This is a genomic window from Rhodococcus pseudokoreensis, assembly GCF_017068395.1.
Lineage (GTDB): Bacteria > Actinomycetota > Actinomycetes > Mycobacteriales > Mycobacteriaceae > Rhodococcus_F > Rhodococcus_F pseudokoreensis.
The window spans coordinates 6,618,257-6,630,997 of record NZ_CP070619.1 but is presented as its reverse complement, the minus strand read 5'-3'; the positions used below and the strand labels follow the sequence as shown (position 1 = coordinate 6,630,997).

Below are 12,741 nucleotides of genomic sequence, written 5' to 3'. Positions count from 1 at the left end.
TTCTTGACGCTGCTCATTCTGTACACAATGCTGGATGAAAATACGGATCGACCCTACATATTGACCAGGGACGCCATGAACATCGATCAACTCGACGCCGCACTGCTGGACCTGCTCCACGCCGAACCGAAGGTCGGGGTGCTCGAGGCCTCGCGACGCCTGGGAGTGGCCCGCGGCACCGTCCAGGCGCGACTCGACCGGCTCGAACGCACCGGCGTGATCACCAGTTCGGCACCGACCCTCGACCCGGAGGCGCTCGGGTTTCCGGTCGTCGCGTTCGCCACCCTCGAGATCGCCCAGGGCAACGGGCACGCCGCGGTCGTCGAGCACCTGAGCGCCATACCCGAAGTGCTCGAGGCGCACACGATCACCGGCGCCGGCGACGTCCTCGTCCGGGTGGTGGCCCGCACCCACGCCGACCTGCAGCGGGTGATCAACTCGATCGTCGACGGGCACAACGTCCTTCGTTCGTCGACGGTCATCGCGACGCAGACCCAGATCGCGCTGCGGCACGACCAGCTCGTCCGCGCAGCGGTCGCTCCGCCGCCTGCCTAGCGGTCCTCGGGACTCAGCTCGTCGAGCAGCGAACTGAGCAGGTGACAGGCGTCGTCGAAACGGTCGTGGCCGACGAGGCTGCCCCAGTGGTGCTCGATCTCGGCGACCCGGACGGCGGCGTCCTGCAGCGCCTGCCGCCCGCGCGCGGTCGGGACGACGAGTTTGGCCCGCCGGTCCCGCGTGTCCGGCACCCGCTCGACGTACCCGAGTTCCGCGAGATCATTGATCAGTTCGGACGTGGCGGACAGACTCAATTCGGCCAGGGCGGCGATTTCGGTCAGCCGCCGCCCGTCCCAGCCGATGTTGCCGAAGATCTGCAGATGCGGTGGCCGGATGTCGCCGTACCCCCGCTCGGCCATGGGCTCGCTCAGCTCCCGGCGGAACTCGTGCAGCAGACGGACGAGCAACTGCCCTACCGCCGGCCGATCGGTCGGCAGACCTCTTGACCGTTCCATGACACAGGAGAATACTACGGTTACCGAAGTTTCGGTTTCCGAAGCAATTCTCGAAGACACTCACCTGGGGCATCCCATGGACACACGAACGATCACCCGCACGATCCCGACGAGCGTCGGGAACCTCGCCGTCCACGTCACCGGCAGCGGACCGCCCACTGTCCTGTGGCACAGCCTGTTCGTCGACTCGACGACGTGGGCTCCCCTGCGCAGCCACCTGGTCGCGCACCGGCAGCTGATCTCGATCGACGGACCCGGCCACGGGGCGAGCACCGCCGTGCAGCGACGGTTCACGGTGGAGGAGTGCGCCGCGGCAGCCGTCGCCGTCCTCGACGTGCTCGACGTCACCGAACCAGTCGACTGGGTGGGCAATGCGTGGGGTGGGCACGTCGGACTCGTCGCGGCCGCCCACAGTCCCGACCGGTGCCGCACCGTCGTCACGATCGGGACGCCGACCCAAGCCCTCACCCGCCGGGAACGCGCCCGGATCGTGCCGATGGTGTGGGCCTACCGCCTCGCCGGGCCGGTTCCACCGCTCACGACCGCGGTGATGAACGTCCTTCTCGGCAAGGAGCTTTCACGGACGCACCCGCAACAGTTCCAAGCCGTCTCCCGGACATTCCGGCAGTCGCCGCGGCGTGGCATGCACGAGGCGATGCAGTCGGTCATGCTGCACCGAGAGGGGCTGGACCCCCTGCTCCCCCGGATCGCGGCACCGACGCTGATGATCGTCCCCCGCGCAGACACGATGATCTCCCTCGAGCAGGCACGGGCCGCCGCGGCGACGATGCCGCACGCCGCGGCCACCACGGTGGACGGCGCCGGCCACGTCACACCGCTGATCGCGGATCCGGGCACGCTCGCCGACGTGATCACCGCGTTCTGGCGTGACCCGGACCGCACCGTGATCACCGCGTCGGCGGATCTGCCGTGACGAGCGGCCGTCCGGTGCCGGACCCCGTCGGTCCGGGGCAGGAGTCGGTGTGGGACTACCCGCGTCCGCCCGCGGTCCGGCGGAGCGACGAGTTGGTGGAGGTGTGGTTCGGCGGCCAACTCGTCGCACGCACCCGCACCTCGTTGCAAGTGCTCGAGACGAGCCACCCGCCGACGTACTACCTGCCGCGGTCGTGCTTCGCCGACGGCGTCCTGCGTCCGGTCGCCGGCAGCACGGTGTGCGAGTGGAAGGGGCGGGCGGATTATTTCGACGTCGTCGCGGGCGAGCACGTCGCCGAGCGTGCGGCGTGGCACTATCCGCGGCCGGTTGCCCGCTACGACCTCCTCCTCGGCCACGTGGCGGTCACGCCGGTTTCGATGGACGGCTGTTTCGTCGACGGCGAGCGGGCGCGACCCCAGACAGGGGGCTTCTACGGCGGCTGGATCACCGATCGGGTGGCCGGCCCGTTCAAGGGCGGACCCGGCAGTCGTTTCTGGTGAACCCTTACCCCCACGGCGGCAGGTCGTCGACGACGAGGGCGACGAACCACGGCAGGGGAATCGACATCCCGATGACCCCCACCGCCAGCCATGGGTTGCCGGTGAGTCCGTAGACCACCGCCGACAGCACGAATGCGAGAAGCCTGCCTGCCGACACGATCACGTACCGGCGCACCCGCAGCCGATGCCGTTCGTCCAGTGACACCGACGCACTGGTGATGCTGATCGGATGGCGGTGAGCACTCACCAGGCAGGAGTACCCGGCACCGGCGAACCGAACCGCACAACCCCTCGCGGGGGCCGTCTAGTGTCGAGTCATGGCCACCACAGCTGACCACCTGAGAAGCACACTCGACGGACGCTGGCGGGAGGTACGCGAGCGCGTCAGGGCGGAATTGTCCGGCACCCCCGACTTCGCCCCGCACTACACCCCCGACCTCGACGAGGCCCGCGCGAAGACGCTGGCACAGTTGCGCCTGCTCGCAAGCAACGGCTACGCGGCCGCCGGATTCGCGAAGGACCACGGCGGCACCGGTGACGCCGGCGCCGCCGTCACGAGCATCGAGATGCTGGCGATGTCCGACCTGTCGCTGATGGTCAAGGCCGGCGTGCAGTGGGGACTGTTCGGCGGCGCGATCGAGAACCTCGGCACGGCGCGTCATCACGAGGCGTACGTGAAGCGTCTCGTCGACCTGGATCTGCTGGGGTGTTTCGCGATGACCGAGACGGGTCACGGCAGCGACGTGCAGGCGCTCGAGACCACCGCCACGTACGACCCCGACACGGCCGAATTCGTCGTCCATTCCCCCACACCGTCCTCCCGCAAGGACTACATCGGCGGCGCGGCACAGCACGCGACGACGGCCGCGGTGTTCGCGCAGTTGATCACGGGCGGCGAGTCCCGGGGCGTGCACTGCTTCGTGGTGCCGATCCGGGACGAGGACGGCAACGACCTCCCCGGCGTCCACACCTCGGACTGCGGATACAAGGGCGGCCTCCCCGGCGTCGACAACGGCCGAATCACGTTCGACCAGGTGCGAATTCCGCGGGAGAACCTGCTCAACAAGTACGCCGACGTCGAGCCGGACGGCACGTACACGTCGCCGATCGACAACGCGAACCGCCGCTTCTTCACGATGGTGGGCACTCTCGTGCGCGGACGCGTCACCGTCGGCGGGTCCGCGGGCGCCGCCGCCCGTGTCGCGCTGGCGATCGCCACGCGATATGCCTTGCAGCGCAGGCAGTTCAACGCACCGCAGGCCGAAGACGAAGTGCTGCTCATGGATTACCTCGTCCATCAGCGCAGGCTGTTCCCCCTGATCGCACGCTCCTACGCACTGCAATTCGCCCAGAACGAGCTCGTCGCGAAGATGCACGAGATCCAGAGCCGGGACGACGCCGACCCTCAGGAACAGCGCGAACTCGAGGGCCGCGCCGCCGGGCTCAAGGTGGCGAACACCTGGCACGCCACCCGCGCGATCCAGGAGGCGCGGGAAGCGTGCGGCGGCGCCGGGTACATGGCCGAGAACCGGCTCACGGCACTGAAGGCGGACACGGACGTGTTCACCACGTTCGAGGGCGACAACCACGTCCTGACCCAGCTGGTGGCCAAGGAACTGCTCACGTCGTACGCGGACGAGGTGCGCGGCATGAGCCCCGTCGAATGGATGCGGTTCGCGGCCACGACGGTCTCCGACGTCGTCAAGAAGCGCACCGCCGCACAGCAGATCATCCAGACGATCCTCGACACCCGTCAGGACAACGAGGAGGACGGCAGCCTCTTCAACCGCGGCACCCAGCTCACGATGTTCGAGGATCGGGAGCAGTACCTGCTCTCGACCGCCGCCCGCCGCCTGCAGGGTGCGCAGAAGCGTGAGGAGAACCCGTTCGACGCCTTCAATTTCGTGCAGGACCATGTGCTGCACGCCGCGCAGGCCCACATCGACCGGGTCGTGCTCGAGGCGTTCGTCGCGGGCATCGACGAGTGCGAGGACGACGAGGCCCGCGACCTGCTGAGCGATGTCTGCGACCTCTACGCGCTGAGCGTGATCGAAGAGGACAAGGCGTGGTTCATGGAACACCGGCAGCTGTCGGTGGAGCGGTCGAAGGCGGTGCAGCGGGGAATCAACGAGCGGTGCCGGTCGTTGCGGCCGCACGCGCAGACGCTGATCGAGGGGCTCGGGGTTCCCGAGGCGCTACTCGGCTCCGCGATGCTCGACGGTCCCGGGACCGACACCGTCCGCAAGACCCAGATCTTCCGGTGACGAGGCCGGCTCGGCGGGTTCGCCCGCCGGGCCGCGCCGCAGCCGGCGCACCGAATCGATCACCAGCAGTCCGGCGACCGCCACCAGCCCCGCGGCGACGGCGATCCACGACCCCGAATACGCGGTGCCCTCGAACGAGGGCGCTCCCGGCGCGACGGGACCGAATTCCGATGTGAACCGGGCGTGGTTCCAGCACCACACTGCGACGGCGAGGGCGGCCACCGCGCCGAACCACTCCGCTGCCGCCGTCACGGTCCGGCGGTTCATTCGGCGGATCCTCCCGCCGACTTCGCGAGCAGCGATTCGAGTTGCGCGCGCAGTGCCACATCGTCCTTCGCCCACGCCTGCACCAGGGCGCCTCCCCGCAGTCGCAGTCCGATGCCCTTCCGGCGCCGCGGAACCGCGGACAGTTCACCGAGACTCCGGGCGGTTTCCCACGGCTGCTGCTCGTACGACTCGGGGTCGGCGGGGGGCATGATCTTCAGAATCTCGGCGATCGGCAGGTCTTCGGTGCCCTGCCGCAACGACGACGTCGTGAGTTCGACGCTCGCATGCCTGCGGGCGGCCACCACCTGCACGTAGACGAACCCGCTGAGCAGCACCGCGAACAGCGACAGCGCGAACCAGTGCACCACAGGGCCGGTCAGGAGTTCGATGATCAAGGCGATCAGGCAGAACACCGGACCGAACGCCACCATCCGCCAGCGGGCGCCCGGCTCAGTGAACAGGACGGCTGGTTCGCTCACACGCTCATCCTGCGACATCGCGGTCCGCGAGGAAAACGTGGGGCTCGTCAGGAGAGGACGCCGGGGATCACGACGAGCAACAGAGTCAGCAGCACGAAGGCCACGATGATCGCGAACATCATTGCTTCTTTGCGAGACCCGTGTGCTCGATCGTCAGCGCGCATGGAGAAAAGTCCTTCGGTCGAAATGAAGTCTGCCGTTCTACCTCTTGTGACGTACTTCACGGTACATCTTTATATTTCACGAGCAAATCGAAGCTACTCGGCGGAGGGGGGCAACCTCAGGAAGTAGCTGTTGGATTCCTTCCGGTGCATCAGCACGACGGCGCCGACGGCCACCACGGCCTGCAGGATCTGCACGCCGCCGAGTGCGAGCGCGGAACCGCTTCCGTCCGATCCGATGCCGAAGAGCACCGGGATCGTCCACACCACCATCATCACGCACGCGATGGTGATCAGCATCCTGGCCCAGTTCCGGCCCTTCCGCATGAAGTGCACGAACAGGAGGAAGAGCCCGGTGAGGATCAGGATGAGGACGACCGTGAACCCGATACCCACGTAGAACAGCTTCTCCACGCTGTCGCGGGTCATGTCGACCTCGCCGGACGTGAAGCTGGGGTTCTTCATCAGTTCGTCGACGAACGTCGACTTCTCCCCCACCACCAGAACCATCGCGCCCAGCGCCTGGATCAGGCCGAGCACGGCCACCGCCCACAGCAACTGGGCCGCGGTGCCCACGTCGACCGGTGCCGGACGTTCGGGCTCCGGCTGCGGCACCGGCGGGGGGTACGGGAAATTGTGCTGCGACGGGCCCTGCTGATGCGGGGCCTGGTGCGGCGGTGTCGGTGGCCACTGCTGGGTCATGGCACCACCGTATCCGCCTGCGCGGCGATCACAACCAGCCCGCCGCTTCGGTCGCCCAGTACGTCAGCACGACGTCGGCGCCCGCGCGACGGATGCTGGTGAGCGATTCGAGGATCGCGGCGTCCCGGTCGATCCAGCCGTTCTGCGCGGCGGCCGTGATCATCGAGTACTCACCCGAGATCTGATACGCCGCAACGGGCACCGGAGAGCGGTCCGCCGTCTCGCGCAGGATGTCCAGGTAGGACATCGCCGGCTTCACCATCACCATGTCGGCACCCTCGTCGATGTCGAGTTCCACTTCACGCAACGATTCGCGACGGTTCGCCGAATCCTGTTGATACGTACGGCGGTCGCCCTGCAACGACGAGCCCACCGCTTCACGGAACGGCCCGTAGAACGCGGAGGCGTACTTCGCCGAGTACGCGAGCTGACCGACGTCGGTGTAGCCCGCGCCGTCGAGCGCCTTCCGGATGGCGCCGACCTGGCCGTCCATCATGCCGCTCGGCCCGAGCAGATGCGCACCGGCCTCGGCCTGCGCGACCGCCATGTCGACGTACCGCTGCAACGTGAGGTCGTTGTCCACCGCACCGTTCGCGTCGAGAACACCGCAGTGGCCGTGGTCGGTGAACTCGTCCAGGCAGGTGTCCGCCATGATCACCGTAGCGTCGCCGACTTCGTCAGCGAGCCAGCGCAATCCGCGGTTCAGGATGCCGTCCGGATCGGACGCGCCCGAACCCTCGGCGTCCTTGTCGTCGGGACGCGGCACCCCGAAGAGCATGAGCCCACCGAGCCCCGCCTCGGCCGCTTCCGTGGCCGCCCGCCGCAGCGAGTCGGGGGTGTGCTGGAACACGCCGGGCATCGACGAGATCTCACGAGGCTCGTCGATCCCGTCCGCGACGAACATCGGCAGCACGAGATGCCGTGGCTCGAGCGAAGTCTCGGCCACGAGCCGGCGCAGCGCCGGCGTCCTGCGGAGCCGTCGCGGCCGGTGGGTCGGGAACAAGGACATGCCCTCCTTCGTCGGGCCCGTGAGTGGTTGAGGAGTGCCTGGACTCCTCAACCACTCACAGGTGCGTAGCGCCTATCGCCGTGCGCGGGACTTCTTGCGCGGCGGGGGCAGTGCACCCTCGGCGCGCAGGCGCGCGGCGTGCTCTGCGAGAGCCTCCACCAGCGGGCCGACCTGAGCGGTCTCCGGCTGCACGTCCACGCGCAGGCCGAACTCGATGGCCGTCTCGGCAGTCTTCGGACCGATGCAGGCAACGAGGGTGCGCGCGTGCGGCTTTCCGGCGATGCCGACGAGGTTGCGGACCGTCGAGGACGAGGTGAAGCAGACGGCGTCGAACCCACCGGTCTTGATCATCTCGCGGGTCTCGGCCGGCGGCGGCGCGGCCCGGACCGTGCGGTACGCGGTGACATCGTCGATTTCCCAGCCGCGTTCGCGCAGGCCCTCGGCGAGGGTCTCGGTGGCGATGTCGGCGCGGGGCAGCAGAACCCGGTTGACCGGGTCGAAAACGTCGTCGTACGGGGCGAATTCGGCCAGCAGGCCCTCGCTCGACTGCTCACCGGACGGCACGAGTTCGGGGTTGATTCCGAACGAGCGCACCTTGGCGGCGGTGGCCTCACCGATGCAGGCGATCTTGACGCCGGAGAATGCGCGGGCGTCGAGCCCGAACTCCTCGAACTTCTCCCACACCGCACGCACCGCGTTGGTGGAGGTGAAGACCACCCACTGGTAGCGGCCGTCGACGAGGCCCTTCACGGACCGTTCCATCTGCGCCGGGCTGCGGGGCGGCTCGACGGCGATGGTGGGCACCTCGATCGGGATGGCGCCGTGGGTGACGAGGCGGTCGCTCATCTCGCCTGCCTGATCCTTGGTGCGCGGCACCAGGACCTTCCAGCCGTACAGCGCGCGCGACTCCCACCAGGACATCTTGTTGCGCTGGGCGACGACCTTGCCGACCGTCACTACCAGCGAACCGACCAGTTCGGAACCGGCCTCGTTCAACGTCGCGAGGGTGGCCTCCACGGTGCGCTGCTGCCGGGTGGTGCCGCGGACGGTGATGGCGGCCGGGGTCTGCGGGGCCAGACCGTGCTCGACGAGCGCGCTCGCCGTCTCGGCGAGGTGACCCGACGTGGCATGCAGGACCAGCGGTCCGGGTGCGGCGGCCAGGGCGGCCCAGTCGACCTCGCCGCGGACGTCGGCCTCGGTGTGTCCCGATCCCAGTGCCATACCGGCGTAGGACGGGACGGCGGACGCGGACGGCAGGCCCGGCAGGACCTCGAACTGCACCTGGGTGCGGGCGACGGCGGTGACCTCGGCGATCACGGAGTCGGTGGTCAGCGGGTCGCCGGACACCAAACGCACGACGTCGTGGCCGTTCCGCGCCTCGTGGACGAGGGTCTTCGCGACCTCCGCCGGCTCACCCAGCGCGGGACGGACCTCGGCGAGCGGCTCACCGGTCTCGGCGTCGACGCCGAGGTCGGTGCCCACGAGGACGGTGACGCCCTTGTCGACGTCGGGGTCGGTGAAGGCGAGGGTGGCTGCGGCAAGGACGTCCCGTGCGTGCACGGTGAGCAGTGCCGGATCGCCCGGTCCGGATCCCACGAACAGGATTCGTCCGGGGGTGTTCTTACGGACTCGGCTCATCGGTAATTCTCCAGTGCGATCATGTGTCGAGATGGGTACAGGAAGCGGATCGGCCGATCAGTCGGCCTTCGCACATCAAACATCGGCATCACCGGCCTCGGTGACATTCATCAGCTCCCGCGCACCGAGCTCGAGAAGCTCCCGCGCGACGGAGCGGCCGAGTTCTTCGGCGTTCTCCGGGGAGCCCACGGCCCCCGTGCGTATGACGTCGGAACCGTCGATGGCCGCGGCGCAGCCCCGGACGGACAATTCGTCGAAGATGCGGCCGTCGTCGTCGAGGGATTCGACGACCTCGGCGATGGCGCCGACAGGCGCGGTGCAGCCGGCCTCGAGTTCCGCGAGCAAGGCGCGTTCCGCCGTGACGGCGGCGCGGCTGTTCGGGTCGTCGAGCTCGGACAGGATCGCGACAAGTGCCGTGTTGACCGACAGGCATTCGACGGCGAGCGCGCCCTGCGCGGGCGCGGGCAGCATCTGGACCGGTTCGAGGGACTCGGTGATCAGGTCCAGTCGGCCGATCCGCGCCAGGCCGGCCCGGGCCAGGACGACGGCGTCGAGTTCGCCGGATTCGACCTTGCCGAGGCGACGCTGCAGGTTGCCGCGCAGCGGCTGGATGTCGAGGCCGAGGCCCAGAGCCCGCAACTGCGACGTGCGCCGGGGTGCGGACGTGCCGACCTTCGAACCGGCGGGCAGCTCACCGAGGACCAGTCCGTCGCGCGCCACGAGTGCGTCGCGGGGATCCTCGCGCGGCGGGATGGCCGCGATCGTGAACCGCTCGTCGCGGGCGGTCGGCAGGTCCTTGTAGGAGTGGACGGCCACGTCGACCCGGCCGTCGGCGAGCGCTTCCCGGAGTTCGGCGGTGAAGACGCCGACACCGATCTTCTCCACCGATTCCATGGACTGGTCGCCCTTGGTCTTGATGATGACGAGTTCGGCGTCGTGCCCGGCCGAGATCAGTGCGTCGCGCACGGTTCCGGCCTGGGTGGTCGCGAGCTCACTGCCACGGGTTCCGATCCGCAGCGTACGGGTGCCGACGGCGCTCATGCCTGCGATTCCTTCCCATGGTTGTCGTCTGTGACGAAGCGGCGCAGGAGCGGGTCCTGGCCTGCGAAGAAGCCGTCCGTGATGTCGATAGCGCTCAGGTCGGCGCCACCGAGTTCGGTGGGCTTCGCGACGGCCTCGACGGATCCGGGGCTGAGTTCGAACAGTTCGCGCAGGGCGGCGGCGTAGGAGTCGCCACCGGGCGCGGAGGCGAGCTGCTTCACCCGGACGGTGGGCGCGTGCAGGAGCTTGTCGACCACTCGCCGGACCGTGCGCGCGACCTCGTCGCGCTCGGGATCGTCGAGTCCGGGCAGACGCGAATCCAGTCGCAGCAGCTCCGCCTCGACCACGTCCGCCGCGCGCTGGCGCAGGGCCGTGACGGTCGGCGTGACCTCCGCCAGCCGCTGGCCCGCGAGGTAGTTGGCGAGTTCGGCGGCGACGATCGTCCGCGCGGCGTCCGCGTCGGATGCGGCCGCGCCCGCGGCGGGATCGCGCTGCAGCGATTCCATGTCGAGGACGGTGACCCCGGGCAGACCCGACACGGCGGGTTCCACGTCGCGGGGCAGTCCGAGGTCGCAGATGACGAGGGGGCGTTCGGAGTCGCGGCCGGGCTGTGCCAGCGCGCGGTGGGTGTCCGCGAGCGTGACGACGGCGCCGACCGCGCCGGTACAGGTCACGAGGACATCTGCCTGGGCCATCGCGTCCGGGAGTTCGGCCAGTTCGAGAGCCTCCGCCGCGACACCGTTGGACCGGGCCGTGTCGGCGAGGTGTTCGGCACGCTCCTTGGTGCGGTTCACGACGACGATGCGGCCGATCCCGGCGCGCGTGAGGTGTGCGACGGACAGGCCGCCCATCGATCCGGCGCCGACCACGACGGCGGTGCGTCCGGTCAGTCCGCCTGCGCCGACGATGCCGGCGGCGCGGTCGAGGGCCACGGACACGACGGACGCGCCCGCGGAGTCGATGCCGGTCTCCGAGTGCACCCGCTTGCCGACGCGCAGCGCCTGCTGCGCGAGTTCGTGCAGCGTGCGGCCCGCGGCCTGCTGGGCGTCGGAAGACGCGTACGCGGTCCGGATCTGCCCCAGGATCTGCTGCTCGCCGATCACCATCGAGTCGAGACCACTGGCCACGGCGAACAGGTGCTCCGCCGCAGCCTCGCTGTACCGGACGTACGCGTGCCGGTGCAGATCGGTCAGATCGAGCCCCGAATGGTCGGCGAGCAGTTCGCCGACCTCGGCGAGCGCACCGTGGAACGCATCGACGACGGCGTAGATCTCCACCCGGTTGCAGGTGGAGACGATCATCGCCTCCGAGATGTGCGACGACGCCAGAAGCTTGTCCGTCAACTTCGGGCGATCGGTGTCGGTGACAGCCACCCGCTCGAGAACCGGCACCGGGGCCGTCCTGTGCGAGACCCCGACAAGCAGAACACTCACGGCGCGATCACTGATCCGTTTCTTGGTGCGGTGGACGGGACAGCCGAATGTCCGATGCGCACGCGCGGAGCGGTGGGTACCGATTCCGTGTTGCGTGCGCTGTTGAACGACAGGACCTGCATTTCGACCGCGAGGTCGACGCGGCGCATCTCGACGTGGTCGGGGACGTCGAGGGAGGTGGGCGAGAAGCTGAGGATGCAGCGCAGTCCGGCGCGCACGAGGCGGTCGGCGACTTCCTGCGCCGCCTCGTCGGGGGTCGAGATGACGCCGATGGTGGCCTCGAGTTCGGCGCAGGCCTGCTCGAGTTCGTCGACGTGCCGCACGGTGAGGTCGCCCACCGGCGCACCGACCCGCGCCGGGTCGCTGTCGAACAGTCCGACCATGGAGAACCCGCGACGACCGAACCCGCCGTAGCCGGCGAGCGCCTGGCCGAGGTTGCCGACGCCGACGAGCACCACCTTGTGTCCGCGGTCCAGGCCGAGCGCCCGCTCGATGCGGGCCCGCAGGCGCGTCACGTCGTAGCCGACGCCGCGCACGCCGTTCGGCCCCAGGAAGGAAAGGTCCTTGCGAAGCTTCGCGGAGCCGACACCGGAGGCGGCGGCGAGTTCCTCGCTCGAGACGATGATCGTGCCGCGTTCGGTCAGCACTCCGAGGACCCGCAGGTACGTCGCGAGGCGCGTCACCGTAGCCTGGGGGATGTCCCGCGATTCGGGGAGCGGGGCCGCGCCGGTGACCGAGGGGGCCGGTGACCCGACCACAGACCGCCCGACCGCCCCCGTGACGCCAGGGGCCACAGACCCATGCGTCTGGTGCGTTTCGGTCACGTCGTTGGCTCCTCGTCCGACCGGCATTCGATGCCGTTCTTCACGATGCTCCGGGGAATTGTTCACACCACGGTAACTGCTTGTGAACCCATGCACAAAGTCGCTGCGACTGCGCGACATGCGGTCCTACCTGCACGGCATCGGAAGATCCCACTTTTAGGGTTCCCTTACTTGCGTAAATCCGAGCGAAGGCGCTCTTCGTCGACCTCCCAGTAACTGTGCTCACGTCCGTCGAGCAACACCACCGGCAATCGGTCGCCGAATTCGGCCCGGATTTCGGGGTCCGTGGCCGCCGCCTCGTCGACGTCTATGCACGTCAGTTCCAGCCCGAACTCCTCGCACAGAACCAGCAACCGCTCGCGGGCCGGCGCGCACGCACCGCACCCCGCCCTCGTGAGAAGCGTCACCTCGTGTCCGCCCGTGCTCATGCCCCGTCACTTCCTTTCGACGCCTCCGGTGGAGTCACTGTGCCGTTTCGG

At 69.0% G+C, this 12,741-nt stretch carries 15 protein-coding genes; 4 read left to right on the top strand and 11 right to left on the bottom strand.

Annotation, left to right across the window (positions count from 1 at the left end; all coding sequences use genetic code 11):
* Nucleotides 1-75: 75 nt before the first annotated feature.
* Entirely contained in the window at nucleotides 76-555 is a 480-nt protein-coding gene (locus JWS13_RS35410; protein WP_206010043.1) for an Lrp/AsnC family transcriptional regulator, read from the top strand.
* Here the strand turns inward: JWS13_RS35410 and JWS13_RS35405 are convergent.
* Nucleotides 552-1,010, bottom strand: coding sequence for a MarR family winged helix-turn-helix transcriptional regulator (locus tag JWS13_RS35405; protein WP_206010042.1), 459 nt, complete (start codon nucleotides 1,008-1,010; stop codon nucleotides 552-554). The two genes, JWS13_RS35410 and JWS13_RS35405, sit on opposite strands and share 4 nt — an antisense overlap.
* A gap of 76 nt (nucleotides 1,011-1,086) precedes the next feature.
* On the opposite strand from JWS13_RS35405, the gene JWS13_RS35400 reads away from it, so the two are divergent.
* Both JWS13_RS35400 and JWS13_RS35395 read left to right on the top strand, forming a co-directional pair.
* Nucleotides 1,087-1,944 (top strand): alpha/beta fold hydrolase, encoded by an 858-nt coding sequence (locus tag JWS13_RS35400; RefSeq protein ID WP_206010041.1) that lies wholly within the window; start codon nucleotides 1,087-1,089, stop codon nucleotides 1,942-1,944.
* Nucleotides 1,941-2,444, top strand: coding sequence for a DUF427 domain-containing protein (locus JWS13_RS35395; protein ID WP_206010040.1), 504 nt, complete (start codon nucleotides 1,941-1,943; stop codon nucleotides 2,442-2,444). The genes JWS13_RS35400 and JWS13_RS35395 overlap by 4 nt, the downstream gene beginning before the upstream one ends.
* A 4-nt stretch (nucleotides 2,445-2,448) precedes the next feature.
* On the opposite strand, the gene JWS13_RS35390 is transcribed toward JWS13_RS35395, so the two are convergent.
* Nucleotides 2,449-2,691: a DUF3099 domain-containing protein gene (locus JWS13_RS35390; RefSeq protein ID WP_241032459.1), complete on the bottom strand. Its 243-nt coding sequence runs from the start codon at nucleotides 2,689-2,691 to the stop codon at nucleotides 2,449-2,451.
* A 70-nt stretch (nucleotides 2,692-2,761) separates the two neighbouring features.
* Here JWS13_RS35390 and JWS13_RS35385 point away from each other — a divergent pair, with 70 nt between their 5' ends.
* A complete protein-coding gene (locus tag JWS13_RS35385; RefSeq protein WP_206010039.1) occupies nucleotides 2,762-4,708 on the top strand; it encodes an acyl-CoA dehydrogenase family protein in 1,947 nt (648 codons plus the stop codon).
* On the opposite strand, the gene JWS13_RS35380 is transcribed toward JWS13_RS35385, so the two are convergent.
* The 9 genes from JWS13_RS35380 to JWS13_RS35340 form a co-directional block, all read right to left on the bottom strand.
* Entirely contained in the window at nucleotides 4,640-4,975 is a 336-nt protein-coding gene (locus JWS13_RS35380; RefSeq protein ID WP_206010038.1) for a hypothetical protein, read from the bottom strand. The two genes, JWS13_RS35385 and JWS13_RS35380, sit on opposite strands and share 69 nt — an antisense overlap.
* Nucleotides 4,972-5,454 (bottom strand): hypothetical protein, encoded by a 483-nt coding sequence (locus tag JWS13_RS35375; protein ID WP_124395119.1) that lies wholly within the window; start codon nucleotides 5,452-5,454, stop codon nucleotides 4,972-4,974. Before JWS13_RS35375 ends, JWS13_RS35380 begins: the two co-directional genes overlap by 4 nt.
* Nucleotides 5,455-5,711: 257 nt before the next feature.
* Complete coding sequence (locus tag JWS13_RS35370) at nucleotides 5,712-6,317, bottom strand: hypothetical protein (protein ID WP_206010037.1); 606 nt, start codon at nucleotides 6,315-6,317, stop codon at nucleotides 5,712-5,714.
* Nucleotides 6,318-6,345: 28 nt separating this feature from the next.
* Nucleotides 6,346-7,320 carry a porphobilinogen synthase gene (gene hemB, locus JWS13_RS35365; protein ID WP_124395139.1) on the bottom strand — a complete coding sequence of 325 codons (975 nt, stop codon included), beginning with the start codon at nucleotides 7,318-7,320 and terminating at the stop codon, nucleotides 6,346-6,348.
* 78 nt (nucleotides 7,321-7,398) lie between these two features.
* Nucleotides 7,399-8,964, bottom strand: coding sequence for a bifunctional uroporphyrinogen-III C-methyltransferase/uroporphyrinogen-III synthase (locus JWS13_RS35360; RefSeq protein ID WP_005251986.1), 1,566 nt, complete (start codon nucleotides 8,962-8,964; stop codon nucleotides 7,399-7,401).
* Between the two features lie 75 nt (nucleotides 8,965-9,039).
* Complete coding sequence (hemC, locus tag JWS13_RS35355) at nucleotides 9,040-10,005, bottom strand: hydroxymethylbilane synthase (protein ID WP_087561655.1); 966 nt, start codon at nucleotides 10,003-10,005, stop codon at nucleotides 9,040-9,042.
* Entirely contained in the window at nucleotides 10,002-11,438 is a 1,437-nt protein-coding gene (locus JWS13_RS35350) for a glutamyl-tRNA reductase (protein WP_206010036.1), read from the bottom strand. Before JWS13_RS35350 ends, hemC begins: the two co-directional genes overlap by 4 nt.
* Nucleotides 11,435-12,289: a redox-sensing transcriptional repressor Rex gene (locus JWS13_RS35345; RefSeq protein WP_206010035.1), complete on the bottom strand. Its 855-nt coding sequence runs from the start codon at nucleotides 12,287-12,289 to the stop codon at nucleotides 11,435-11,437. Before JWS13_RS35345 ends, JWS13_RS35350 begins: the two co-directional genes overlap by 4 nt.
* A 140-nt stretch (nucleotides 12,290-12,429) precedes the next feature.
* Complete coding sequence (locus JWS13_RS35340; protein WP_012688935.1) at nucleotides 12,430-12,690, bottom strand: glutaredoxin family protein; 261 nt, start codon at nucleotides 12,688-12,690, stop codon at nucleotides 12,430-12,432.
* Between the last annotated feature and the right edge of the window lie 51 nt (nucleotides 12,691-12,741).

Excerpts from the sequence above, each read along its gene's own strand:
- JWS13_RS35385 (WP_206010039.1), top strand. The coding sequence starts at position 2,762 with ATGGCCACCACAGCTGACCACCTGAGAAGCACACTCGACGGACGCTGG.
- JWS13_RS35405 (WP_206010042.1), bottom strand. The coding sequence starts at position 1,010 with ATGGAACGGTCAAGAGGTCTGCCGACCGATCGGCCGGCGGTAGGGCAG.
- JWS13_RS35380 (WP_206010038.1), bottom strand. The coding sequence starts at position 4,975 with ATGAACCGCCGGACCGTGACGGCGGCAGCGGAGTGGTTCGGCGCGGTG.
- JWS13_RS35340 (WP_012688935.1), bottom strand. The coding sequence starts at position 12,690 with ATGAGCACGGGCGGACACGAGGTGACGCTTCTCACGAGGGCGGGGTGC.
- JWS13_RS35410 (WP_206010043.1), top strand. The coding sequence starts at position 76 with ATGAACATCGATCAACTCGACGCCGCACTGCTGGACCTGCTCCACGCC.
- JWS13_RS35400 (WP_206010041.1), top strand. The coding sequence starts at position 1,087 with ATGGACACACGAACGATCACCCGCACGATCCCGACGAGCGTCGGGAAC.
- JWS13_RS35370 (WP_206010037.1), bottom strand. The coding sequence starts at position 6,317 with ATGACCCAGCAGTGGCCACCGACACCGCCGCACCAGGCCCCGCATCAG.
- JWS13_RS35345 (WP_206010035.1), bottom strand. The coding sequence starts at position 12,289 with ATGCCGGTCGGACGAGGAGCCAACGACGTGACCGAAACGCACCAGACG.
- hemC (WP_087561655.1), bottom strand. The coding sequence starts at position 10,005 with ATGAGCGCCGTCGGCACCCGTACGCTGCGGATCGGAACCCGTGGCAGT.
- JWS13_RS35360 (WP_005251986.1), bottom strand. The coding sequence starts at position 8,964 with ATGAGCCGAGTCCGTAAGAACACCCCCGGACGAATCCTGTTCGTGGGA.